At 70.6% G+C, this 23971-nt stretch carries 25 protein-coding genes; 9 read left to right on the top strand and 16 right to left on the bottom strand.

Translation table 11 applies throughout. The features are described from left to right. Positions 1-13: 13 nt before the first annotated feature. The 8 genes from ABD235_RS27170 to ABD235_RS27135 all read right to left on the bottom strand — a co-directional run bounded on the left by ABD235_RS27170 (position 14) and on the right by ABD235_RS27135 (position 7540). Positions 14-502: a 2,4'-dihydroxyacetophenone dioxygenase family protein gene (locus tag ABD235_RS27170; protein WP_344179176.1), complete on the bottom strand. Its 489-nt coding sequence runs from the start codon at positions 500-502 to the stop codon at positions 14-16. A gap of 10 nt (positions 503-512) precedes the next feature. Continuing rightward, positions 513-1217 carry an SDR family NAD(P)-dependent oxidoreductase gene (locus ABD235_RS27165; protein WP_344179174.1) on the bottom strand — a complete coding sequence of 235 codons (705 nt, stop codon included), beginning with the start codon at positions 1215-1217 and terminating at the stop codon, positions 513-515. A gap of 277 nt (positions 1218-1494) precedes the next feature. Continuing rightward, positions 1495-2175, bottom strand: coding sequence for a hypothetical protein (locus ABD235_RS27160; protein WP_344179172.1), 681 nt, complete (start codon positions 2173-2175; stop codon positions 1495-1497). Between the two features lie 90 nt (positions 2176-2265). Next, entirely contained in the window at positions 2266-2955 is a 690-nt protein-coding gene (locus ABD235_RS27155) for a hypothetical protein (RefSeq protein WP_344179171.1), read from the bottom strand. A gap of 78 nt (positions 2956-3033) precedes the next feature. Then, positions 3034-4548 (bottom strand): precorrin-2 C(20)-methyltransferase, encoded by a 1515-nt coding sequence (locus tag ABD235_RS27150; RefSeq protein WP_344179169.1) that lies wholly within the window; start codon positions 4546-4548, stop codon positions 3034-3036. Then, positions 4545-5177 (bottom strand): precorrin-8X methylmutase, encoded by a 633-nt coding sequence (locus ABD235_RS27145; protein WP_344179168.1) that lies wholly within the window; start codon positions 5175-5177, stop codon positions 4545-4547. Before ABD235_RS27145 ends, ABD235_RS27150 begins: the two co-directional genes overlap by 4 nt. Then, positions 5174-6343 (bottom strand): precorrin-3B synthase, encoded by a 1170-nt coding sequence (locus ABD235_RS27140; RefSeq protein WP_344179166.1) that lies wholly within the window; start codon positions 6341-6343, stop codon positions 5174-5176. The genes ABD235_RS27145 and ABD235_RS27140 overlap by 4 nt, the downstream gene beginning before the upstream one ends. Positions 6344-6367: 24 nt before the next feature. Next, a complete protein-coding gene (locus ABD235_RS27135; RefSeq protein ID WP_344179165.1) occupies positions 6368-7540 on the bottom strand; it encodes an MFS transporter in 1173 nt (390 codons plus the stop codon). 74 nt (positions 7541-7614) lie between these two features. Here ABD235_RS27135 and ABD235_RS27130 point away from each other — a divergent pair, with 74 nt between their 5' ends. Continuing rightward, the gene (locus ABD235_RS27130; RefSeq protein ID WP_344179162.1) at positions 7615-8220 is read left to right on the top strand and encodes a TMEM175 family protein; all 606 of its coding nucleotides are present in this window, start codon (positions 7615-7617) and stop codon (positions 8218-8220) included. On the opposite strand, the gene ABD235_RS27125 is transcribed toward ABD235_RS27130, so the two are convergent. Both ABD235_RS27125 and cobF read right to left on the bottom strand, forming a co-directional pair. Continuing rightward, the gene (locus ABD235_RS27125; RefSeq protein ID WP_344179160.1) at positions 8217-9806 is read right to left on the bottom strand and encodes a carboxylesterase/lipase family protein; all 1590 of its coding nucleotides are present in this window, start codon (positions 9804-9806) and stop codon (positions 8217-8219) included. The genes ABD235_RS27130 and ABD235_RS27125 overlap by 4 nt on opposite strands. An 80-nt stretch (positions 9807-9886) precedes the next feature. Next, entirely contained in the window at positions 9887-10639 is a 753-nt protein-coding gene (gene cobF / locus ABD235_RS27120) for a precorrin-6A synthase (deacetylating) (protein WP_344179158.1), read from the bottom strand. A gap of 111 nt (positions 10640-10750) precedes the next feature. On the opposite strand from cobF, the gene ABD235_RS27115 reads away from it, so the two are divergent. Beyond that, positions 10751-11842: a DNA alkylation repair protein gene (locus tag ABD235_RS27115; protein ID WP_344179156.1), complete on the top strand. Its 1092-nt coding sequence runs from the start codon at positions 10751-10753 to the stop codon at positions 11840-11842. Next, on the top strand, positions 11842-12222 hold the full coding sequence (locus ABD235_RS27110; protein ID WP_344179154.1) for a nuclear transport factor 2 family protein: 381 nt from the start codon (positions 11842-11844) through the stop codon (positions 12220-12222). Before ABD235_RS27115 ends, ABD235_RS27110 begins: the two co-directional genes overlap by 1 nt. Positions 12223-12338: 116 nt before the next feature. On the opposite strand, the gene ABD235_RS27105 is transcribed toward ABD235_RS27110, so the two are convergent. From ABD235_RS27105 to ABD235_RS27095, 3 genes are all read right to left on the bottom strand, one after another. Next, positions 12339-13211: an alpha/beta fold hydrolase gene (locus ABD235_RS27105; protein WP_344179152.1), complete on the bottom strand. Its 873-nt coding sequence runs from the start codon at positions 13209-13211 to the stop codon at positions 12339-12341. Continuing rightward, positions 13208-14305 (bottom strand): tartrate dehydrogenase, encoded by a 1098-nt coding sequence (locus ABD235_RS27100; RefSeq protein WP_344179150.1) that lies wholly within the window; start codon positions 14303-14305, stop codon positions 13208-13210. Before ABD235_RS27100 ends, ABD235_RS27105 begins: the two co-directional genes overlap by 4 nt. A 69-nt stretch (positions 14306-14374) precedes the next feature. Next, positions 14375-15253: a LysR family transcriptional regulator gene (locus ABD235_RS27095; protein ID WP_344179148.1), complete on the bottom strand. Its 879-nt coding sequence runs from the start codon at positions 15251-15253 to the stop codon at positions 14375-14377. 166 nt (positions 15254-15419) lie between these two features. Here ABD235_RS27095 and ABD235_RS27090 point away from each other — a divergent pair, with 166 nt between their 5' ends. Continuing rightward, positions 15420-16292, top strand: coding sequence for an LLM class F420-dependent oxidoreductase (locus tag ABD235_RS27090; RefSeq protein ID WP_344179146.1), 873 nt, complete (start codon positions 15420-15422; stop codon positions 16290-16292). 124 nt (positions 16293-16416) lie between these two features. Here the strand turns inward: ABD235_RS27090 and ABD235_RS27085 are convergent, their stop codons facing one another. Beyond that, positions 16417-17166, bottom strand: coding sequence for an SDR family NAD(P)-dependent oxidoreductase (locus tag ABD235_RS27085; RefSeq protein ID WP_344179144.1), 750 nt, complete (start codon positions 17164-17166; stop codon positions 16417-16419). Positions 17167-17263: 97 nt separating this feature from the next. Here ABD235_RS27085 and ABD235_RS27080 point away from each other — a divergent pair, with 97 nt between their 5' ends. Continuing rightward, a complete protein-coding gene (locus ABD235_RS27080) occupies positions 17264-17866 on the top strand; it encodes a TetR/AcrR family transcriptional regulator (protein ID WP_344179141.1) in 603 nt (200 codons plus the stop codon). Positions 17867-17943: 77 nt separating this feature from the next. Here ABD235_RS27080 and zwf read toward each other — a convergent pair whose 3' ends face one another. Together zwf and ABD235_RS27070 are read right to left on the bottom strand one after the other, a co-directional pair. Further along, positions 17944-19443 (bottom strand): glucose-6-phosphate dehydrogenase, encoded by a 1500-nt coding sequence (zwf, locus tag ABD235_RS27075; RefSeq protein WP_344179139.1) that lies wholly within the window; start codon positions 19441-19443, stop codon positions 17944-17946. Between the two features lie 83 nt (positions 19444-19526). Next, a complete protein-coding gene (locus ABD235_RS27070) occupies positions 19527-20621 on the bottom strand; it encodes a serine hydrolase domain-containing protein (RefSeq protein WP_344179136.1) in 1095 nt (364 codons plus the stop codon). Positions 20622-20728: 107 nt separating this feature from the next. On the opposite strand from ABD235_RS27070, the gene ABD235_RS27065 reads away from it, so the two are divergent. From ABD235_RS27065 to lplAB, 4 genes are read left to right on the top strand one after another with little or no spacing between them, the layout of a single operon-like run. After that, a complete protein-coding gene (locus ABD235_RS27065; protein ID WP_344179134.1) occupies positions 20729-21061 on the top strand; it encodes a YciI family protein in 333 nt (110 codons plus the stop codon). Further along, a complete protein-coding gene (locus tag ABD235_RS27060) occupies positions 21058-22290 on the top strand; it encodes an RNA polymerase sigma factor (protein WP_344179132.1) in 1233 nt (410 codons plus the stop codon). The genes ABD235_RS27065 and ABD235_RS27060 overlap by 4 nt, the downstream gene beginning before the upstream one ends. Before the next feature lie 24 nt (positions 22291-22314). Further along, the gene (locus tag ABD235_RS27055) at positions 22315-22884 is read left to right on the top strand and encodes a maleylpyruvate isomerase family mycothiol-dependent enzyme (RefSeq protein WP_344179130.1); all 570 of its coding nucleotides are present in this window, start codon (positions 22315-22317) and stop codon (positions 22882-22884) included. Positions 22885-22920: 36 nt separating this feature from the next. After that, positions 22921-23970, top strand: coding sequence for a lipoate-protein ligase LplAB (gene lplAB, locus ABD235_RS27050; protein WP_344179129.1), 1050 nt, complete (start codon positions 22921-22923; stop codon positions 23968-23970). Position 23971 lies beyond the last annotated feature (1 nt).

Below are 23971 nucleotides of genomic sequence, written 5' to 3'. Positions count from 1 at the left end.
TCGCACGGGGCCGTCAGCGGATGAACTGGTCCACGTAGTCGGCGCCCAGGCCGTTGGCGGCGTAGTGGTCGCGGCAGAGCTGGATCTTGGTGAAGGTGTCCTCGTAGCCGGTCTGGTTCCCGTCGTCGTCGACGTAGATCATCGCGCCGGAGATGTTGAAGAACGTGATCATCTCGCCGGTGTCCTCGGGTACCCGCAGGGTGTGGATCTCGCCCGGCGGCTCGTACACGAACGAGCCGGTCTCGGCGACCCACTCGTGCTCGTCGTACTGCCACTTACCCTTGATCACGTAGCCGAACACGGCGCTCGGGTGCCGGTGCCGGGAGACGATGCCGGCCCGGGTCACCTTGAGCAGGTTGCACCACTGACCGGTGATCGTGTTCAGCATCAACGGGCGGAACCACACGTCCGGCGCCTGCGGGACCCAGAGGCGGTCGTCGTCGGGCACCGCCTGGACGGCGATCTCCTCCGGTACGGCGGTCGAGATGGGGATCTGGCTCACGGACTCTCCTTCAGGCGCTGAGGTAGCCGCCGTCGACGGGCAGGACGGCACCGGTGACGAAGCCCGCGTCGGGGCCGGTGAGAAAGGCGATCGCCCCGGCCACCTCGTCCGGCGTCCCCCAGCGGGCCATCGGGGTCCGGCGCAGGATGCGGTCGGAGGCTTCGGGATCCGCCTGCAGGGCGGCGGTCAGATCGGTGGAGATCCAGCCGGGCGCGACGGCGTTCACGCGGATACCGTCGGTCGCCCAGGCGACCGCGAGCGAGCGGGTGAGCTGAACGATGCCGCCCTTGCTGGCGCTGTACGCCGGGACCAGCGGCCCGCCGAAGTAGCTCAGCATCGAGGCCACGTTGACGATGCAGCCCTTGGTCGTGGCCAGCGCGTCGTGCGCGGCCTCGGCGGCGCGCATCGCGCCGGTGAGGTTGATCGCGAGCACCTCGGCGAACACCTCCGGCCGGTGCTCGTCGCCGCGGCGGATGATGCCGGCGGCGTTGACGAGCACGTCCAGTGCGTCGTACGACGTGAGGAGGTCCTCGAGCTCGGTGGGGGAGCGGAGGTCGAGGGCGCGGAGCTCCGCCACCTGACGGAGCTCCGCCGGAGCCGCGTCCGGATCCAGCCCGGCCGCGACCACTTCCGCCCCGTCGCGCGCCAGGCGCAGCGCGGCGGCGGCACCGATCCCGCTGGTCCCGCCGATCACCACCGCGTTCCGACCTGGCATGCGGTCGATCCTGTCGGTCACCGCGTCCCCCGACCACCGTCTCCCGGAAGCCGGATGGGTCCGATCCGCGCTCGCCACGCCTCGTTGCGTCCGAAGAAGCGGCATGCGTCCGAAGAACCCGAGGCTATGAGCCACACCCGTTCGGACGCATGCGGGATCTTCGGACGCAACCGGCGCCGGACAGGGGAAGCGGGGGAAGCCGGAGGAAGGGTCCGGGCTTCCCCCGCTTCGGGGAGGGTGAGAGACGGGACGGGGGCATCGCGCCTCTCCGGGAAGGTCAGTCGAAGCTGTGGTCGATCCGGTGGTGGTAGCGCTGGCCGGCCTTGCCGCCGATCACCGCGGCCAGCAGCGTGACGACCAGGACGGCCGCACCGAGGATCAGCCCGCCGGTGGTGAGATCGGCGTCGGCGATCGGGATGGACGGCAGGTCCACCCGGTCCAGGACGTCGTACTGCGAACCGGCCAGGGCGCCGATCCCGGCGACGATCAGCGTGACCACGACGCCGATGCCCCAGACGCCGAAGCCCTGCCGCGCACCGTCGAAGCGCGCCAGCCGGCCGGCGACGTACCCGCCGTTGTAGTAGGCGATCGCGAGCACGACGAGCAGCAGCGCGCCGGACACGATGCCGATCGTGCCGGCCTGCTCGTCGATCATCCCGCGGTCGATGGTGACCGCGTAGTCGACCGCCGCCGCGATCGCGCTGATGATCGCGGTCAGCAGCACGATCAGGCCGATGGCGATCAGCCAGCCGAAGAACGCCGAACCGCCTTTGAACCCACGGTACGCCGGGTCGACCTCGGCGGCGGTGGAGGTCTTCACATTCGAGCGGTGCAGCGGCTTGCGCTCTTCGACCGGGCCTTCTTCGACCACCGGCTGCGTCCCGGTCCGGTCGGGCGTGAAGCGCTGCTCCGGCGGACCGACGCGCGCGTCGGTGTCGTCACGGTAGTGCTGGACCATGGCAGTTCTCCTCACAGGGACGGCCCCGTCTCGCACCTCTCGTACCCGCCCGTACACGCGTACATGCGCAGCGTCCGATTCCCGGGCGATCTAGTCCAGTTCGGCGTCGATCTTGTCGTGGAAGCGCCGTCCAGCGCGGCCGCCGACGATGGCGAAGAACAGGGTGAGCAGCACGACCGCGCCGGCCGTCGCCGCCGCGCCGTACACGAGCAGGTCGGAGTCGAGCGTGCCGAGGCGCAGCGGCAGGTCCGAGCGGTCGAACTGGCTGACCGTGCCGTACCAGACGTTCAGCGCGGCGCCGATGCCCGCGATGAGCACGACCACCAGCACGGTGATCAGCCAGACGCCGAAGCCCTGCCGCTTCCCGTCGAACCGGGCGAGCCGGCCGGCGACGTACCCGCCGCAGAAGTACGCAAGGCTCAGCACCACGATCACCCCCACCGCGCCGGCCAGTCCGACCTCGGTCGGTCGCTGTCGCGCGTCGAGCAACGTGTAGTCGAGGAAGTAGCCGGCCAGCCCACCGATCCCGGCGACCACCAGGCTCAGGAAGACCGTCATCGACAAGGCGATCAGCCAGCCGAAGAAGGCCGCTCCGGCCTTGAATCCCAGGTACGACGGCCGCTCGGTCTCCACCTCGGACTCGGTCTCGGGCTGGTCGGGAACGATCCGGACCGTCGACATCGCCCGGTGCGCCGCCGCCCGCGCCTCCTCGTAGCGCTGCGTGCTCGTGTCCGGCCGGAGCTCGGTCACCGTGCCGGGGTCTTCGTACGGCTGAACCACAACGTTCTCCTCACGGGGGCGGCCTCGTGCCCGGGGCCTACCCACGAGGTGCGTGGCTCACTCACGCCGTCGGCAGATTTAACCCGGCTCTTGTACGCCGTCCGGATAGCGGCGCGGCGTGAACACCAACGGCCCGCCCGGCCGCTCGACCGCCCGGGTCTGCGAGGACCCGATCAGCAGCAGGCAGCGCATGTCGACCGTGGCCGGGGCGAGCTCACCGAGCGTGGTGATCGTGACGGACTCGTTCGCGCCACCGACGTTGCGGCCGACGACGACCGGCGTACTCGGGTCGCGGTGCTCGAGCAGCAGTTCCCGAGTCGCGGCGACCTGCCAGGTGCGCGACTTGGACGCCGGGTTGTAGATCGCGATCGCCAGGTCCGCGGTCGCGGCGGCGGTCAGGCGGGCGGCGATCACGTCCCACGGCTTGAGGCGGTCCGACAGCGACAGCACGCAGTAGTCGTGGCCGAGCGGCGCACCGGCCCGGCTCGCCACCGCCTGCGCGGCGGTCATGCCGGGGAGGACGTGGACGGCGAGGTCGGCGTACTCGGGTTCGGAGGCGACCTCGGTGACCGCGCTGGCCATCGCGAAGACGCCGGGGTCGCCGGAGGACACGACGACGACCCGGGAGCCCTTGCGGGCGAGGTCGAGCGCGAACGCGGCCCGCTCGGACTCGACCTTGTTGTCCGAGCCGTGCTTGCGCTGCCGGGCCCGGTCGGGCAGGCGGTCGACGTACGGGCCGTAGCCGATCACGTCGTCGGCGGAGGCGAGCGCGGCCCGGACCTCCGGGGTCATCCACTCGGGGCCGGCCGGTCCGAGACCGACGACGGTGACGGACCCTTCCTGCTGCGTCCTGGTCTCCGGCGCGGCGAAGGCGTTGTTGATCGGGCTCGGCAGGAGGGCCAGCGAGAAGTACGGCACCTCGCTCGGGTCCACGTCGGCCAGCTTGGCGGTGCGCTGCTGATCGGTCGTCGCGCGTTCGACGTACCAGGCCTCGTCCGCCCGTCCCGCCAGCTCGAACGCCTCGCGCACGTTGCCGAACGTCCGGCCGAGCTTCATCACCGCGGCCGCGTCGGTCTCCCGAAGCTTCTGCGCGAGCACGTCCGGCGGGAGCGTGCCGGGCAGCACGGTGAGGATCTCGTCGCGCTCGCACAACGGCCGGCCCAGCACAGCGGCCGCCGCGCTCACCGACGTCACACCGGGCACGACCTCGCAGTCGTACCGATCCGCGAGCCGCTTGTGCATGTGCATGTAGGAGCCGTAGAAGAGCGGATCGCCTTCGGCCAGTACGACGACGTCGCGCCCGGCGTCCAGGTGCGCGGCCAACCGCTGCGCGCACTCGGCGTAGAAGTCGTCCATCGCGCCCTGGTAGCCACCCGGGTGGTCGGTCGTCTCGGTGGTCAGCGGGTAGACGAGGTGCTCCTCGACCTGACCGTCGCGCAGGTACGGCGCGGCGACCGAGCGGGCAATGCTCCGTCCGTGCCGCGCGCTGTGAAACGCGATCACGTCGGCCGCGCCGATCAGTCGCGCGGCCTTCACCGTCACCAGTTCGGGGTCGCCCGGGCCGAGCCCGACGCCCCACAGCCGTCCGGTCACTCTTCCTCGCTAGCGATCGCGTTGATGGCGGCGGCGGTGATCGCGCTGCCGCCCCGGCGGCCGCGGACGACCAGGTACTCCAGGCCCAGGTCGTTCGCCGCGAGCGCCTCCTTGGACTCGGCCGCGCCGATGAACCCGACGGGGATGCCGAGCACGGCGGCCGGCTTCGGCGCGCCGTCCCGGATCAGTTCGAGCAGGCGGAACAGTGCCGTCGGAGCGTTGCCCACGGCAACCACCGATCCTTCGAGCCGGTCGACCCAGAGGTCCAGCGCGGCCGCGCTCCGGGTGGTGCCGAGATCTGCTGCTCGCTGCGGCACCGACGGGTCGCTCAGCGTGCAGACGACCTCGTTGTCCTTCGGCAGCCGGCGCCGCGTGACGCCCGCCGCGACCATCGCCGCGTCGCAGAAGATCGGCGCGCCCTGCTGGAGCGCTGTCCGGGCGGCCTTGACGACGCCCTCGGACCAGCCGAGGTCCGCGACCAGGTCGGTCATGCCGCAGGCGTGGATCATCCGGACGGCGACCTGCGCGACGTCCGGCGGCAGGTCCCCGAGCGCGGCCTCGGCCCGGATCGTCGCGAACGACCGCCGGTAGATCTCGGCGCCGTCGGTCTCGTACTCGTACTGGCTCACCGCATCCTCATCACACTCTGCTCGGCGGTCACGGCCTCTGAACCGTCGACCGAGTACCCGTCGGCCAGCGCGAGCACGTCCACGAAGTCTCCCGCGGGCTGCCCACACCGCCGCTCACATCCGGACCAGTGCACCGGCCGGTGTCCCGGCTGAAGCGCCGGCGTCGTCCGCCGCGCGTCACGCCGTACGTCGGCCAGCGCCTTGCCGCAGCCCGGCTTGCCGGCGCAGGCGGTCACCCTGGTCCACGGCGACTCGCTGTCCACCACGAGGCCCGTGTCCTGCAGCCGGCCACTGTCTCCACCGACCACCACTACCGAGCGCCACGGTGTAACCCGCAACTGCTCGGCCTCTGCCAGTACGGCGGCCTGCTCCGGCCCCAGACTGCCCAGCGGCACAGTCGCCACCAGCAACTCGGGCCCGTAGACCCCGGCGCGCACGGGCTTGCCTTTCGGCAACGCCACAGCGCTCACCGGCCCAGCCGCAGGTGGCTCCTCAGTCAGCTGCTGAGCCGCTCTGCTGTACCCCAGCCTGCTCAACACCTTGGCCACACCGTCCGCCAGCTCACCCAGCCGCCACTCGCCGTCCCGCTCGTCCAGGAACGCCTCAGCAGCCCGCAGCATCACCTGCGGCGCCTCAGCCGGCGTCAGCCGAACCCCGGTGTCGTCACCGGCCAGCAGCAACGCCACCTGGTCTCCGACAACCCGCACCCCGACATCGGCTCCGACAGCAGCCAGGTCCCCACGCCCGTCGTCGAGCGCGAACAGGAACCGCCCCGGCAGCCCGGCCAGCCGCGGCGACGCGCACAGCCCGCGGTCCAGCTCCCGGACCAGCGCCTGCACGTCGTACGACCCGTCGAGCCCGGACAGGGGAGAGGCCAGGAGGTTCCGCACCCGCTCGTGCGTGAGCGACGGCAGCAGGCCGGCGTCGTACAGGCGGTCCGACAGCTCCTCCGGAGCCTTCAGCGCCCGGATCTGGAGGTTGCCCCGGGAGGTGAGCTCCAGATTCCCGTCACCCAGCTCAGCAGACGCAGCGACAAGCACCTGGAGCTGGGCCGGGCTCAACACTCCACCCGGCAACCGCACCCGCGCCAGCCCACCATCAGCCGCCTGATGCACCGAGAGCACGCCAGGACAGCGGTCCGGTTGGCTCCTCCCAGTGCTGGTCACAGCCGAGATGCTACGTCCCGCCGATCACCTGTGTTCTGCGTCACCGCGCAGCAGCACCCCGACCATCACCAGACCAGTCACCCCACCGCACACCATCACCACCGCCACGGACGTCCGGTCCAGCAGCAACCCACCAGCCAGCGCCCCAGCCGACAGCGTCGCCTGGAACGACGAAGTGAACACCACCGTCGCCGCCTCCCGCGCCTGCGGCGCCGCCGCCGCGAACCAGCTCATCGAGCAGACCGGCACCGCGCCGTACGCGAGCCCCCAGACCACGAGCAGTCCAGCCGCGCCCAGCGTCGTCCGACCGACCAGCGGCAGCAGCAGCGTCGCCACGGCTAGTAGTCCGGCCGCGCTGACGAAGGTCGGCCGTAGCCACCTGCTGACAGTCAGCCCAGCCAGTCCGTTTCCCACGAGCCCGGCTACGCCGTACGCCAGCAGCAACGTGCTGATCAGCTCCGGCCGTACGCCGGTCACGTCACGCAGGAACGGCGTCACGTACGTGTACGTGCCGAAATGCGCCACCACGATCAGACAGGTCGCCACCAGCCCGACCCGCGTCTGCTTGAGCCGCAGTACGTCCCACAGCACGGCCAGTCGGGTCACCTCCTCAGCCGGCAGCGGCGGCACGAACAGGATGAGCGCGACCAGCACCAGCAGGCTCAGCCCGGCCAGCAGCACGAAGGGGAACCGCCACCCGCCGTGCTCCCCGAGAAACGTGCCGACCGGCACACCGAGCACCGACCCCAGCGGCACTGCCGAGAAGATCACCGCGGTCGCCCGCCCCGCCTGGTGCTCCGGCACCAGCCGCCCGGCCAGGCCGGCGCCGATCGACCAGAACCCACCGATCACCAGCCCGACCAGCACCCGCGCGACCAACTCCAGCCAGTACGCACTGGCTGTCGCCGCCAACACGTCCGCTCCGGCGAGCACGACCATCAGCACCGCGAGCATCACCCGCCGATCGACCCGCCCGGTCGTCACGGTGACCATCGGCGCGGCCACGGCCGCGACCAGGCCCGGCGCCGTCATCAGCCAGCCCGTCCGCCCGGGCGACAGCCCGAAATCCTCGCCGATCAGGGTCAGCAGCCCGATCGGGAGGATCTCGGCGGTGACGATCGAGAAAATCCCCAGCGTCACCGCGACGACCCCGAGCCAGCGGACCACCGGCGTACGCACGAGCACTGGACCAGGCATGCGGCCAGTCCACCTGGTTGCTGGTGGCAACGCTGGCGGATTCCCGCCCTCCTGATCCACTACCGTGGTCGCCCGTGAGTACGACGAGGAACCCGGACCGCCTGGTGCTGTTCACCGACGCCGTCGTGGCCATCGCCGTCACGCTGCTGGTCCTGCCGCTGGTCGAGGTGGTGACCGAGTCGAAGACCGAGGGCCTGACCGCGGTCGAGGTGATCACCGAGCACCGGCCGCAGATCTTCACGTTCCTGCTGAGCTTCGTGGTGATCGTCCGGTTCTGGCTGGTGCACCACCGCGTGTTCGAGCACGTCCGCCGGTACAACACGCGCCTGATCCAGCTGAACCTCGGCTGGCTGCTGCTCATCGTCATCCTGCCGTTCCCGACCGAGATCATCGGGTCGTTCGAGACCAGCAGGTTCACCAGCGGGCTCTACATCGGCACGATCCTGGTGCTCAGCCTCTGCCAGTCCGGCCTGGTGCTGATGATCCGCCGGCACCCGGACCTCGAGGACCCGGACAACCCGGTGACCCGCGGTGAACTGATCAACTCGATCGTCACCGCGGGCCTGTTCGGGCTGGCCTTCGTCCTCGCGGCCTTGGTACCGAACGTCGGCTTCTACGCGCTGTTCCTGCTGTTCCTGACCCCCGTGATCAGCCGGCCGCTGGCCAAGAGAACCGCCTAGTTCCAGAAGTCGCAGTGGTGCTCGGCCGTCAGGTCGACCTTCGTGACGCCGCCCTGGTCGCTCGGCGCCAGTGAGAGTCCGCGGACGTCGCCCTGCCTGACCGGTGCCCAGTGCGGCCGGTCCGGGCCGTTCGGGTTGCCGGTCCGGGCGAACGCTGTCCAGTAGTCGACCATCTGGTCCGACAGCCGCTGCTGGGTCGGTGTGAGCGGAGCATCCCAACCGCCCAGCTTGAACAGGTACGGCAGTTCCGTGGCGTGCGCAGCGCCCTGACCGGGCTGCGACAGCGGCGAGTGCTTGTCAGCGAACTCGTACGCGTACACCGGGACCTCCCGCGCCGCCTGCTGGTCGCTGGCGACCTGCGTGCACGACCAGATCCGGTCGGTCGTCACCGTCGCCCAAGCCTCCGCCGCGGACGCGTAGTCCTTCAGCGGGTACTCACGCAGTACGGCGGCAGCTCGCTTCGCCCCGACCATGTCCTTCACCAGCCGCGGGTAGTCCGCGTCGGTGAGCTTGCCACCGTTGAACGCCGCCACCCAAGGCGTCGCCTCGTCGTGGTTGTTCCCGGACAGCACCGGCACCCGGTGGAACAGCCCTGCCTTGAGAGCCTTCGCCGGACTGATCGGCAGCACCGCACTACCGCCGTACGCCGACTGCGTGAACTGCAACGTGTCCTCAGTCAGTACGGCGGGGTCCGCCGCCCGCAGGCAGTCCAGCATCGCCTGACCGGGCTTGCAGCCCAGCTTGTCCTTGCTGGCCGCGGCCCACTCGACCCCTGCCTGCTGGACTCGGCTCTGCGGGACCCAGAACGAGTCGGCCGCCTGGCCGGGGTACTGGCTGTTGTCGGCCCAGTTGAACGCGCAGGACCCGCTCTGCATGATCGCCTTCGAGAACAGCCCGGCGGACGTCGGTGAAGTGAGCTGCGCGCAGACACTCATCCCACCGGCCGATTCCCCTGCCACGGTGACGTTCCTGGGGTCGCCGCCGAAGCTGCGGGCGTTGCGCTGCACCCAGCGGAGTGCGGCCTGCTGGTCCTGGAGCCCGTACGTGCCGGACCCGGGCAGTCCCGGGTAGCCGAAGAAGCCGAAGATGCCCAGGCGGTAGTTGATCGTGACGACCACGACGTCGCCCCGGGTCGCCAGCTTGGCCGCGCCGTAGTTGCTGCCGGCACCGGAGAAGAAGCCGCCGCCGGGAATCCAGACCACGACCGGGTGCGGCTTGGCCGAATCCTTCGCCGGGGTGGTGACGTTCAGGTAGAGGCAGTCCTCGGTGGTGGACCCACCGGGCGCCTCGGAGTTGTCCTGCTGCGGGCAGGGGCTGCCGGCCGTCGTGGCGTCCCGTACGCCGGTCCACGGCTTCACCGGCTGCGGCGCCTTCCAGCGCAGGGCCTCGACCGGCGGGGCGGCGTACGGAATGCCCTTGAAGACCCGGGTCTCGCCGGAGACCGCACCACGCACTACGCCGGCGTCGGTGCGGACCTCCATCGCATCGCTAGCGGAGGCCGTCACCTTGCTGGTCAGTAGCGCGACCGGCACCAGCACGAGCGCCAGTGCCAGCCGTACCTTCTTCTTGCCGAGTTGTCTGGTCATGCCCAGCAGCCTCGGCCTTCGCGGGCAGTACCCGCTTCGGCCGGACGGCCAGGCCGCCTACACCTTTGGTCGAACCAGGTCTACCGGTGGCCGCGGCGGAGCAGGTAGGTGTCCATGATCCAGCCCTTGCGTTCGCGGGCCTGGGCGCGGACCTTCTCGATCTCGCCGGCGACCTCGGACAGCTTGCCGGCGACCAGCAGCTCGTCCGGCGTACCGAGGTAGGCACCCCAGTAGATGTCGGCGTCCTGGTCGGTGTGCGCGGTGAACGCGGTCTGCGCGTCGAGCATCACCACCACGTCGTCGACGCCGTCCGGCCACTCCTTGGCCAGCCGCCGTCCGGTCGTCACCTGGATCGGCTTGCCGACCTGGTTGAGCCCGATGCGGTGCTTGGCGGCGAGCGCTGAGACGCTGCTGATCCCCGGGATCACCTCGATGCCGAACTTCAGCTCACCGCGCGCCAGGAGGTCGTCGAGGATCGCGAGCGTGCTGTCGTAGAGCGAGGGGTCGCCCCAGACCAGGAACGCTCCGACCTGGTCGCCGGTCAGCTCCTGCTCGATCAGCCCGGCGCAGACGTCGGCGCGCCGGCGCCGCCAGTCGTCGACCGACTCGACGTACGCCGTACTGCTGCGATCGCGCTCGGGGTCGCGCCCCACCACGACCTTCGCCCCTGGCGCGTACTTCTCGAGGATCTCCGTCCGCAGGTCGACCAGCTCCTGCTTGACCTCGCCCTTGTCGAGCACGAAGAACACCTCGGCCCGCTCGATCGCCCGCACCGCCTGCATCGTCAGGTGGTCCGGATCCCCGGCGCCGATCCCGATCACCAAGATCTCCATGGCGCAGGAGCCTAGTTCCCGCCCTCCGGCGCACGGCCCGACGGTTAACTGCTAATTTAGAAGTCAGTAGAACCGACCTCGTGGGGGAGACCAGTGCCAACGGCCGAGGAAATGCTCAGCACGGAATCGGTGGTCGCGCTGGGCCGGATCCTGCGCACGGTCGAGCCGGCGCTCGACTTCACCGCTCTCCGGGCGGCCCCTGGCCAACTGTCCGGCCTGGCTTTCAGTGACCGAGGCCGCCTGGTCCGCGACGCACTGCTCGCCGATCTTCCCGCCGGCTACGCGCCCGTTGACCAGCTCTTCCGGGCAGCGCTGGAGCGGGAGGACTTCACCGGCTGGATGATCTGGCCGGTCACCGAGGCTGTCGCCGTACGAGCGACCTCCGCCGATGCTCCCGGCGGTGACTTCGAGCGAGGGCTCGAGTTGCTCGCTCTACTGACCCCCCGGCTCACCGCGGAATTCGCTCTCCGCACGTTCCTCGCCGCCGATCTGGCGCGCGCTCTCGAAACCGTCAGTACTTGGACCAAGCACCCCGACGAGCACGTACGCCGCCTGGCCAGCGAAGGCACCCGCCCTCGCCTCCCGTGGGCCAAGCAGGTCCGCGAGATTCTGGCCCGCCCCGAAGTCACCCGCGAAATCCTCGACGCCCTGCGCCACGATGATTCGCCGTACGTCCGCCGCTCGGTCGCCAACCACCTGAACGACGTCAGCCGCGCCAACCCGGCCCTCGCTGTGGACATCGCCACCAGCTGGCTCGCCGACCCCGCGGACACCACACCGCAGCTGGTCAGCCACGCTCTCCGCACCCTCGTCAAGGCCGGCGACCCGGCGGCCATGGCCCTCCTCGGCTACGCCCCACCCGCCGCCCTCACCGTCGACGGCCCGCTCCTGTCGGTCGAAGGCGTCACCGTCGGTGAGTCGCTCGAGTTCACCTTCGACGCGCGCAACGAGGGCCCCGACGAGGTCCGCCTGGCGATCGACTACGTCGTGCACCATGTGAAGGCGAACGGCACCCTCACCCCGAAGGTCTTCAAACTCACCACCCGAACCCTCGCCCCCGGCGAGTCGATCAGCCTCGCCAAGCGCCACTCCTTCAAGCCGATCTCCACCCGCCGGTACTACGCCGGCGAGCACGCCCTGGAGCTCCAGATCAACGGCCACCCGTTCGGCCGCGCCACCTTCACCCTCACCACGGAGGCATGATGACCATCCCCACCCCGCCCGACCCGACCGTCGCCGAGACGATCAAGCACCTCCCGCACGCGATCACCGCGTACCTGCGCGAGACCCAGCCCGGTCGCAAGGCGAACTTCCACGACCTGCTGCCCGCGTTCGCCGAGGACGCCACCGTCCTCGACGACGGCAACACCTACACCGGCCACGACGAGATCCGCCACTGGCGCGAAACCGCCGCCAGCGAGTACACCTACACCGAGGAACTCACCCACGCCGAGAAGCTCGACGACACCCACTGGGTCCTCACCCACCACCTCGAAGGCAACTTCCCCGGCGGCGAGGTCGACCTCATCTACCGCTTCACGCTGACCGGCGACGTCATCCAGTCCCTGGAAATCGCCCCCTGACCCAGCGCCGGTGGTGGACATCCACCACTCACCAACCCGCAGCCAGCGCCGGTTTCTGCCGGTTGTCAGGCGTGGCGTCCAGCGTCGGCCTGGGGTTGGTGGTGGTGGACGTCCGCTCAGCGGAGGAAAGCCTGGAGGGCCTTGGTGGTTGCGGCCGGGGCCTCCTCCGGCAGGTAGTGGTCCGACGGGAGGGCTTCGCCGCTGAGGTCTTCCGCGTACGAGCGCCAGGCGTCCAGTACGTCGTACGTGCGGCCGACGAAGCTGGAGGCTCCCCACAGCGCCAGGACCGGGCAGGTGAGCGGCGTGCCGTACGACGCGTCGTCGTGGGTCAGGTCGATCGTGGCGGCGGCTCGGTAGTCCTCGCAGGTGGCGGCGATCGCCTCGGGGGTGGAGAAGCACCGGACGTACTCGGCCATCGCCTCGGGGTGGAAGGGCTTGCCGCCGTGGTGGCGGGACTCCATCCGGGCGCGGATCCAGAACTCGGGGTCGCCGCCGATCAGCCGCTCGGGGATCCCGTTCCCGGCGGTCAGGAAGAACCAGTGGTAGTAGCCCTGGGCAAACGTCGCGTCGGCGTGCTCGTAGGTGTAGCGGGTCGGGACGATGTCGAGCACGGCGAGACGTTCGACGGCCGAAGGATGGTCCAGCGCGAGCCGATGCCCGACGCGGCCGCCGCGGTCGTGGCCGGCGACGGCGAAACGGTCGAAGCCGAGGGACTGCATGACCAGCAGCTGATCACGCGCCATCGCGCGTTTGCTGTACGGCGCGTGGTCGGGAGCGCCGGCCGGTTTCGCGCTGTCGCCGTACCCGCGGAGATCCGTGGCGACGACGGTGTGCGTCCGCGCGAGCACCGGCGCGACCTCGTGCCAGATCAGGTGGGTCTGCGGATAGCCGTGCAGGAGAAGCACCGGCGGCCCGCTCCCGGCGACCGCGCAGTTGATCTCGATGCCCTCGGCATCGACCCGCCGGTAGTCGAACCCGTCGAGCTTCATCGCGCCTCCACCGCGTCGAGCACCGCCTGCGTGAAGCTCGTCGTGGTCGCCGTTCCGCCGAGGTCCGGCGTCCGCACCTCCCGAGCAGCCAGTACGGCGGCAATCGCGTTCTCGACCTCCGCCGCAGCCTCCAGGTGCCCGAGATGGTCGAGCATCATCGCGGCCGTCCAGATCGCGCCGATCGGGTTCGCGATCCCGCGCCCGGCGATGTCCGGCGCGGACCCGTGCACGGGCTCGAACATCGACGGGAAGTCGCGCGCCGGGTTCAGGTTCGCGGCCGGCGCGATTCCGATGCCTCCGGCAACCGCCGCGGCCAGGTCGCTGAGGATGTCGCCGAACAAGTTGGAAGCCACGATCACGTCGAAGCGCGCCGGGTCGAGCACGAGCTTCGCGCTCAACGCGTCGATGTGCTCCTGGTCCCAGCGGATCGCGGGACGCAGAGCGGTGCGCTCGGCAACGATCTCGTCCCAGAACGGCATCGTGTGCACGATCCCGTTCGACTTCGTTGCCGACGTCACATACCCGTCCCGCGGCGAAGCTGCGGCCGCGCCGTACGAGCGCCGCCGCTCCGCCAGATCCAGCCCGAAGTCGACCAGCCGCGTCACCCCCGCCCGCGTGAACACGGCCTCCTGCACCGCGAGCTCGTCCGGGAACCCCCGGCTCATCCGCCCGCCGATCTCGCTGTACTCGCCCTCGACGTTCTCCCGGACCACGACGAAGTCGACCTCACCCGCGACCGCGCCGCGGACCGGGCTGTCGAGGCCGTCGAAGACCCGGATCGGCCGCAGGTTCACGTACTGCTGGAACTGCCGCCGGATCGGGATCAGCAGTCCCCACAGCGACACGTGATCCGGTACGCCGGGAGCGCCGACCGCGCCGAGGAAGATCGCGTCGTGCCCGCGGATCCGGTCCAGGCCGTCGGCCGGCATCATCGCGCCCTCGGTCAGGTACCGCTCGCAGGACCAGTCGAACTCGTCGTAGGTGAAGGCGATCCCGTGCCGGCGCCCGACCGCCTCGAGCACGGCGAGCGCGGCCGGGACCACCTCGCGGCCGATGCCGTCGCCGGGAATGAGTGCGATCCGCTCAGTCGTCATGACTCGATCAGACCAGCTGTCGGAGGCTCAGGTCCAAGACCGGATTCCGACCGCACCGATAGGCGGTGCCTATAAGTTGTCGCGGGCAACCGCCAGGAACGCCTCGGCGGCGGGCGTCAGCGCGGCCGTCCGGCTGGCCAGGGAGAGATGCAGGTGCGCCGCCGGTTCCAGCAACGACACCGTCGCGCCGGCCTGGCGGGCCAGCGTCGCCCAGGAGTCCGTCAGTACGGCGTACCCGACGCCGCCGAGCACGAGCGGCAGGATCGCCTCGCGGTGCTCGGACTCGACCACGGCCGTCACGTCGATACCGTCCGCCTGGATCTCGTCGACCAGCCGCCGCATCCCCGTCCCGGTCTGCCCGACGATCAGCCGGCAGCCGCGCAGCGCCTCACGCCGTACGGGACCTCCGTCGGGAAACCCGGACCCCGGCGGCGAGATCAGCACGAACCGCTGGACGCCGGCCGGCTCGAGGCGGACTCCGGCCGCCTTGGCGGGCTCCGGCGTCCCGAGGAGGCCGAGCTCGGTCACGCCCGAGCGAACCAGCTCCAGTACGACGTCCGCCGTCGGCGCGGCGCGGATGCCGACCGACAGCCCGGGATAAGCGCGCGTGAACGCGCCGATCAGACTGCTCAGCGGCTCGACGGTTTGCGACGGCATCGCCGCGATCTCCACCTGCCCGGCCTGCAGCCCGGCCGTCGACTCCACACTTGCCCGCGCTGAGGCGATCCCGCGCACCACCTGACGGGCCGGCTCGATCAGCGCCTGCCCCGCCGGAGTCAGCACCACCCGGCGGCCGACACGGTGAAACAGGTCGCTCCCGAGGTCGCGCTCCAGCGTCCGGATCGCCTGCGACAACGACGGCTGCGCGATCCGCAACGCCTGCGCGGCCCGGCTGACGCCACCCTCGTCGACCACCGCCAGGAAGTACTCCAACTGCCGCGCGTCCACGCCGACCACCTCCGCTCGAACCTCACCGTAGCCGCGCTCGACGCGGCTGCAGCGCGGGCGAGCTGAGCCTCGCCGGAGGCTGGCCTCCGAATTCTTCGCCGGATTCGGAAGGAAGTGTGGGGGCACCGCGTTGACTGGTGGTTGACAGTGATGAGAGGACATCCTTATGGACATCGGTCTGCAGATTCCTGATTTCACCTGGCCCAACGGCCCCAGCGCACTCGGCCCTGAGCTGGCGGCGGTGGCGCGCACCGCCGATCAGGCGGGGTTCCAGTACCTGGCGGTGATGGACCACTTCTTCCAGATCGGCGCCGTCGGGCCGGTCGAGAACGACATGCTCGAGGCCTACACGACGCTCGGCTTCCTGGCCGCGCACTCCGAGCGGGCGAAGCTGCTCACGGTCATCACCGGTGTGCACTACCGCGAGCCGGCGCTGCTGGCCAAGGCGGTCACGACGCTGGACGTGCTGTCCGGCGGGCGCGCGATCCTCGGCCTCGGCGCGGGCTGGAACGAGGAGGAGTCGCGCGGGCTCGGCTTCCCGTTCCCGCCGCTGGCCGAGCGGTTCGAGCGGCTCGAGGAGACCGTGCGGTACGTGCTGCAGATGTGGTCGGACGACGAGGGCGCGTTCGAGGGCAAGCACTACCAGGCGACGCGCCTGCTCAACTCGCCGCAGGCGCTCAGCAAGCCGCACCCGCCGCTGATGATCGGCGGTGGCGGCGAGAAGAAGACGCTCCGGCTGGTGGCGAAGTACGCCGACGCGTGCAACCTGTTCAACACCCCCGATCTGGAGCACAAGCTCGACGTCCTGAAGCGGCACTGCGAGACCGAGGGCCGCGACTACGACACGATCACCAAGACCGTGTACCAGCCACTGGACACGGGCGAGAAGGGCGAGAAGACCCAGGAGCTGATCGACGAGCTCGGCCGGCTGCACGGGCTGGGCATCCAGGTCGCCCTCGGGTACGTCCCCGACGTGCAGAAGCTGGACGGCCTGGAGCGCATCGGCGCCGACGTCATCCCGGTCGCCGCCGCCTTCTAGCCGTACGCCGGCCGAGCGCAGCGTCCGAAAAACCCGCACGCGTCCGAAGAAGAGTGCGCTATAGCCTCGGCTTCTTCGGACGTAAACGGATTCTTCGGACGCTGCGGGCCGGCGGACCCGCGGATCAGGCGGCGAAGGTGGCGACCCCGATCCGCCCGCCGTCCACGTCCAGCGTCGTGGCGTGGATGAAGGCGGCATCGTCCGAGGCCAGGAACACCGCCGCCCGCGCGATGTCGTCCGGATGCCCGACGTCCCCGCCCGGCGTACCGGCCATCATCCCCGCGGCCGGGTGATCGGTCATCGTGTGCACCACCCCGGGCGAGATCGCGTTCACCCGTACGCCGGACGCGCCGAACTCCGCCGACCACGCCCGGGTCAGCGTCTCCAGCGCCCCCTTCGAGGCCGCGTACGCCGTACCACCCCGTACGCCGAGCCGCGCGACCCACGACCCCAGGTTGACGATCGTCCCGCCGCCCGCGGCGGCCATCCCCGGAGCGATCGCGGCGACCAGGAAGAACGGCGCCTTGACGTTCACCGCGTAGACCGTGTCGAACGCGGCCTCGTCGATGGTCGTCGTACTGGCGCTGTCGAGCGCGCCCGCGTTGTTGACCAGGATGTCGATCCGCCCGCCCAGTGCGGCGGTCGCCTGCTCGGCCAGTTGCCGCGCGGCGGCGGGGGTGCCGTCGAGGTCGGCGGCGACGAAGTCGGCCTTGCCGCCGGCTGCGCGGATCTCCGCGACGACCGCCTCGCCGCGCTCGGCGTTGCGGCCGGTGACGACGACGTGGGCGCCCTCGGCGCCGTACGCGACCGCGATCGCCTTGCCGATGTTGCTGGTGGCCCCGGTGACCAGGGCCGTCTTGCCTGCCAGACGCATGAGAGTTGCTCCTCGAGCGAAGAATGGACTGATGAGTCCAAAGTAGCACGAAGAATGGACCTATCGGTCCAGACGTGGAACCAGTAGGCTGAGTGGCATGGAAGAGCGAGTGCTGACCGCGAAGGGGGCCGCGACGCGGCAGCGGATCGTCGACGGGGCCGCGCTGCTGATCCGCGAGCAGGGCGTGGTGAACGTCGGGCTGGACGACATCCGGGCCGCGACGGCGACCAGCAAGAGCCAGCTGTTCCACTACTTCCCCGACGGCAAGGCCGACCTGATGCTGGCGGTCGCGCGGCGGGAGGCCGACCAGGTGATCGCGGAGCAGATGCCGCAGCTCGGCGACCTCACCACCTGGCGCAAGTGGCAGGCGTGGCGGCGCCGCGTGATCAAGATGTACGACGAGCAGCGCGACGGCTGCGCGCTCTCCGCGCTGGTCGGGCAGCTCAACCTGGGCGACACGACGACGCGTCAGGTCGTCGGCGACATGCTCGACCGCTGGCTGCAGTACCTGGTCGACGGCGTCGAGGCGCTGCGCGCGTCAGGCGAAATCGACCGTTCCGTTGACCCGGTCAGGGCGGCCACCGCGATCCTCACCGCGGTCAACGGCGGCGCCACGATGCTGGTCGCCACCGACCGGATCAACTACCTGGAGACGGCCCTCACCGAGGCCATCGACGACCTGCGCCGCCCGAAGCGCTAGCCGCGACGGCAGCGCGGCCCCGCGAAGGCGGCCCGCGAAGGCGGCCCGCGAAGGCCGCGCGCCCGGCGTACCGGTTGCTACGACTTCTGCTCGCGCCACTCCCGCTCGAACGGCAGCCGCCAGGCCCGCGGCGCGATCAGCTGGTGGATCGCGTTCGGCCCCCACGTGCCCGGCGCGTACGGCTTCACCGGCGGCGGGTCCTCCAGCAGGAGCGTCGAGTTCTCCCACAGCGACTCGATGCCCTCGGCGGTCGTGAACAGCGTGTGGTCCCCGCGCATCGCGTCGAGGATCAGCCGCTCGTACGCCTCCAGCACGTCGGCCGCCGACTCCGTCTCCTGCGTCGAGAACTGCATCGACAGCTTCTCCAGCCGCATCCCCGGACCGGGGCGCTTGCCGTAGAACGAGAGCGACACCCGCGACGAGTCCGCCAGGTCGAAGGTCAGGTGGTCCGGACCCTGCGCGCCGACGCCCGAGCCGGCCGGGAACATCGTCTTCGGCGCCTCCTTGAAGGCGATCGAGATGATCCGCATCCCCTCGGCCATCTTCTTGCCGGTCCGCAGGTAGAACGGGACGCCGGCCCAGCGCCAGTTGTCGATCCCGACCTTCATGGCGATGAACGTCTCGGTGTCGGAGTCCGGCGCGACACCTTCCTCGCTGCGGTACCCGCCGTACTGACCCCGGACGACGTCGGTCGGCTGGATCGGCAGCATCGACCGGAAGACCTTGTTCTTCTCCTCCGAGATGGCCCGCGGTTCCAGCGCCGTCGGCGGTTCCATCGCGACGAACGCGAGCACCTGCAGCACGTGCGTGACGACCATGTCCTTGAACGCGCCGGTCGGCTCGTAGAAGGTGGCCCGCTGGTCCAGCCCGAGCTCCTCGGGGATGTCGATCTGGATGTGGTCGATGAAGTTGCGGTTCCAGATCGGCTCGAACAGCCCGTTGGCGAACCGGAACGCCAGGATGTTCTGCGCCGCCTCCTTGCCCAGGAAGTGGTCGATCCGGAAGATCTGCGCCTCGTCGAACGTCTCGTGCACGAAGTCGTTCAGGCGGATCGCGCTGGACAGGTCGTCGCCGAACGGCTTCTCCATCACCACCCGGGCCCGGTCGACCAGGTCGGCGTCGCGCAGCATCTGGATCACCGAGTGCGCTGCCTTCGGCGGCACCGACAGGTAGTGCAGCCGGCAGGCGTCCGGCCCGAGCAGCGTCTCGGCCTCCTTGACCGCGGCCGCCAGCGCGTCCGGCCCGGCCGTCGTCGACACGTAGGACAACCGGGTGGAGAACTGCTCCCACTCCTCCTCGGTGATCTTGTGCGTGCCGAAGGTGTCGACCGCCAGCCGCGCGCGGGCGCGGAACTCCTCGGTGGTCAGCTCCTCGGTCGCCGTACCGATGATCCGTACGTCGGGCGCGAACCGGTTCTGCTGCAGGTAGGCCAGCCCCGGCAGCAGCTTGCGCTTGGCCAGGTCGCCGGTCGCCCCGAACAGCACGATGACGTGCGGCGCGAGCGGCTCCAGATCCCGCCGTGACGGCCGCGCGCCGGGCGCAGGGTAGGCGATCGTCTGGCTACGGGATTCGGGCATTCGGTCCTCCTACGGACGACGCTCACGGCACAGGCCACAAACGAATTCAGTGTAGGCGCGTCGGGTTGCCGGGAAGGGCAGGCTCAAGTGACGTTCAGGAGACCGTCGTACGCCGCCATCAGCAGCTCCAGTCCCCGGTCGTCGCCGAGCGGGCCCTCCTCGAGCATCCGGTTCATCACGTAGGCGACGGTCAGGCCGGTGTCCAGGTCGACCAGCACCAGCGATCCGCCCCAGCCTCCCCACGAACACGCTCGCCCCTGCAGGCTGTAGCCCATCCCGTACCGGATCGGCCGGTCGAAGACCTGGTCGGTCCCGGCGAACTGCTGCTCCAGCACCCGCTCGCAGCCGGCCTTCGAGAGCAGCCGTACGCCGTGAGCCACGCCGCCGTTGCCCAGCACGGCCTGGACGGCGGCGACCGAGCGCGCGTTGCCGTAGCCGGCGGCGGAGGGGATGTCGGCCCGTCGCCAGGCCTCGGTGTTGGCGACCTCGGCGGGCAGCGGCGGGTTGCCCTCGCCCATCGAGCTCAGCTCTGGTGCCCGGCTCGTCGCCGGGATGATCTCGGCGACCCGGTGGTCCTCCTCCGGCGCGACCACCATCCGGAAGTCGGCGTCGAGCGGACCGGCCACCTCGTCGGCGAAGAACGCGGCCAGGCTCCGCCCGGTGACGCGGCGGACGACCTCGCCGAGCAGGTATCCCTGCGTGATCGCGTGGTAGGCGCCGACCTCACCCGGCGGCGAGCTCGGCTGCTGCTCGGCCAGGAGAGAGGTCATGGCTTCCCAGTCGTAGAGCTGCTCGGTGCGCAGCGGCTCGTGCCAGGTCGGCAGGCCGGCGGTGTGCCCGAGCACGTGCCGGACCAGGACATTTTCCTTGCCGGCGGCCCCGAACTCCGGCCAGTACGACGCGACCGGCGCGTCCAGGTCGACCACGCCACGATCGGCGAGGACCAGCAGGCACAGCGCGGTCATGGTCTTGGTGGTGGACCAGACGCAGGTGATCGTGTCCCGTTCCCACGGACGGGTGCGCCGGGCGTCGGCGTACCCGCCCCAGAGGTCGACCACCAGCTCGTCGCCGACGGACACGGCGACCGACGCCCCGACGTCCTTGGTGTCGAGGAAGCGCGCAAAGGTGGCCTGCACGGCGGCGAACCGCTCGTCGCAGGTCCCGTGCAGGTCGGCCATGGACCTCATCAAAGCCGAGTTCAGGCCTGGGACCAATTGATTTGCGTACCGTGTGAGGTGTCCGGGGTCGCCGGTCCCGTTCGTCGGTGGGGTGGAGAGGAGTCCGGATGAAGTACTTGTTGATGATCTGTGGGGACGAGTCGGCCGAGGCGCACGCGGAGGACGGGTGCGGCGGCTGGTCGGAGGAGATGGAGGCCCGCGGGGTCGTCCGGGGTGGCGCGGGGCTGCGGCCGCCGCGGGAGGCGACGACGGTTCGGGTGCGGGGCGACGAGCTGCTGCTGACCGACGGGCCGTTCGCGGAGACCAAGGAGCAGATCGGCGGGTTCGTGCTGATCGAGTGCGCGGACCTGGACGAGGCGATCGAGATCGCCGGCAGGCACCCGGCGGCGTCGTACGGGACGATCGAGATCCGGCCGGTGATCGACGGGCCGCAGGCGTGAGTGTTGCCGACCGGCTGGACCAGGTGTTCCGGGAGGAGTGGGGCCAGGTGCTGGCCACGCTGATCCGGGTCACCGGGGACTGGGAGGTGGCCGAGGAGTGCGTCCAGGAGGCGTTCGCGGCGGCGCTGCGGCACTGGCCCGAGGACGGCGTACCGGACAAGCCCGGGGCGTGGCTGACCACCACGGCCCGGCGGCGGGCGATCGACTGGATGCGGCGTGAGGCGGTCGGGGCCGCGAAGCTGCGAGAGGTGGCGGTGATGGCTGAACCGGACGGCGATGTGGCAGGCGCGTTCGGTGCGGGGGAGGAGCTTGCGAGCGTCGTGCAGGACGACCTGCTGCGGCTGATGTTCACCTGCTGCCACCCGGCGCTGGCGATGGAGTCCCGGGTCGCGCTGACGCTGCGGACGCTGGCCGGGCTGAGCACCGCCGAGATCGCGCGAGCCTTCCTGGTGGGGGAGGAGGCGATGTCCAAGCGGCTCACCCGGGCGAAGCAGAAGATCAAGCACGCCGGCATCCCGTACCGGGTGCCGCCGGACCACCTGCTGCCCGAGCGGACTCCCGCCGTACTGGCTGTGCTCTACCTGCTGTTCAACGAGGGGTACGCCGCGACTGCGGGCGCTGAGCTCGTACGGGACGGGCTGGCCGCTGAGGCTATCCGGCTGGCTCGGCTGCTGGTGCGGCTGATGCCGGACGAGCCGGAGGCGACCGGACTGCTCGCGCTGATGCTGCTGCACAACGCGCGGCGAGACACCCGGTCGGAAGGCGGCGTACTGGTCACGCTGGAGGAGCAGGACCGCAGCCGCTGGCACCTGGACGAGATCACCGAGGGCACCGACCTGCTGGACGCGGCTCTCACCAGGCGGCAGCCGGGTCCGTACCAAATCCAAGCAGCCATCGCCGCCTGCCATGCGACCGCGCCGACTGCTGCTGACACCGACTGGCCGCAGATCGCCGCGCTGTACGCGCAGCTGAAGCAGACACCGATCGTCAGGCTCAACCGGATCGTCGCCATCGGCATGGCCGACGGCCCGGCGGTCGGGCTGAAGCTGCTGGACACGCTGGAGGGCCTGGACGGGTACTACCTGCTCCCGGCGACCCGTGCCGACTTCCTGCGCCGACTGGGCCGCCGAGCCGAGGCGGCCGACGCCTACCGGGCCGCGCTCGAGCTGACCAAGACGGAGGCCGAGCAGACCTACCTGCAACGCCGTCTGGGCCAGGTGTCCGTCTAGGCGTCCGCCGTCCGTCGGTAGGGCATGACCGACGTACAGACAGCCATCGTCGCCGAGCGCACCGACCTCGTCGCAGTACTCCGCAGCCTGTCCGCCGAGGACTGGGACCGGAGCACCCTGTGCGAGGGCTGGCGGGTCCGCGAACTGGTGGCGCACCTCGTGATGCCGTACCGCTACTCCACGCCACGCTTCCTCAAGGAGATGCTGAGGAGCCGCGGCAACTTCAACCGGATGGCCGACCGCGTGGCCCGTGCGGACGCCGCCGCCCTGACTCCGGACGAGCTGACCGACACCCTGGAGGCCAACATCCACCACCAGTGGAAACCCCCGGGCGGGGGCTACGAGGGCGCCCTGTCCCACGACGTCATCCACGGCCTCGACGTCACGGTTGCCCTAGGCATCGACCGCCAGGTCCCGCTCGACCGCCTGCAACTCGTCCTCGGCAGCGCCGGCGCGAAGCAGCTCAAGTACTTCGGCGTGAACCTCACCGGCACCCAGCTCCAGGCGACCGATCTCGACTGGACCCTCGGCACCGGCACCGTGGTCAGGGACACCGCACAGAACCTGCTGCTCAGGATCACCGGCCGGACCTGAGGGAACAACCGCGCCGCCCGCGGGGTTGTGCGTGGTGTGCATGGTGAGTACAAGGTCCCCGGCGGCAAGCTCGTCGTAGCCGACCTCGAGGTTCTCGACGACACGGTCCTGCGGGCCCAGATCAGCGGGGACTTCTTCCTCGAACCCGACGACGCACTGCAGCGGATCAACGCGGCCCTGGCCGGTACGCCGACCGACCTGCCCGCCGCGCAGGTCGCCGCCCGGATCAAGGCGGTGCTCGGCGACGGCGTCGAGATGCTCGGGTTCTCGCCGGAGGCGGTCGCGGTCGCCGTCCGGCGGGCGCTGACCGGGGCGACCGGCTGGCACGACCACCCGTGGGAGCTCGTGCACGACGTACCGCGCGAGCCCGCGCTGCAGATGGCCCTCGACGAGGTGCTGACCGAGCAGGTCGGCTCGGGCGAGCGCCCGCCGACGCTGCGGGTCTGGGAGTGGGCGTCGAACGCGGTGATCATCGGCAGCTTCCAGTCCCTGGCCAACGAGGTCGACCTGGACGGCGCGGCCGAGCACGACGTCACCGTCGTACGGCGGATCAGTGGCGGCGGCGCGATGTTCGTCGAGCCGGGCAACACGATCACGTACTCGCTCTACGTCCCCGAGTCGCTGGTCTCCGGCCTGTCGTACGTCGACTCGTACGCGTTCCTGGACGACTGGGTGATCGGCGCGCTCAACGACCTCGGGATCGCCGCGACGTACCAGCCGATCAACGACATCACCTCGCCCGCGGGCAAGATCGCGGGCGCCGCGCAGAAGCGGTTCGCCGGCGGCGCGGTGCTGCACCACGTGACGATGGCCTACGACATGGACGCCGCGAAGATGCTGCAGGTGCTGCGGATCGGCCGCGAGAAGCTGTCCGACAAGGGCACCAAGAGCGCCGCCAAGCGCGTCGACCCGCTGCGCAGCCAGACCGGCCTCGAGCGCGCCGACGTGATCGACCGCATGGTCGCCTCCTTCCGCGGCCGCTACGGCCTGGCCCCCGGCGAGATCTCCGCGGAAACCGTCGCCGAGGCCGAGGAGCGCGTGGTCAAGAAGTTCGGCACCGAGGAATGGCTCAGGCAGGTCCCGTAAC

The sequence above is a fragment of the Kribbella lupini genome, assembly GCF_039529595.1.
GTDB classification, from domain to species: domain Bacteria; phylum Actinomycetota; class Actinomycetes; order Propionibacteriales; family Kribbellaceae; genus Kribbella; species Kribbella lupini.
Note: the sequence above shows the minus strand (reverse complement) of the source record. Positions and strands in the feature narration are given on the sequence as shown.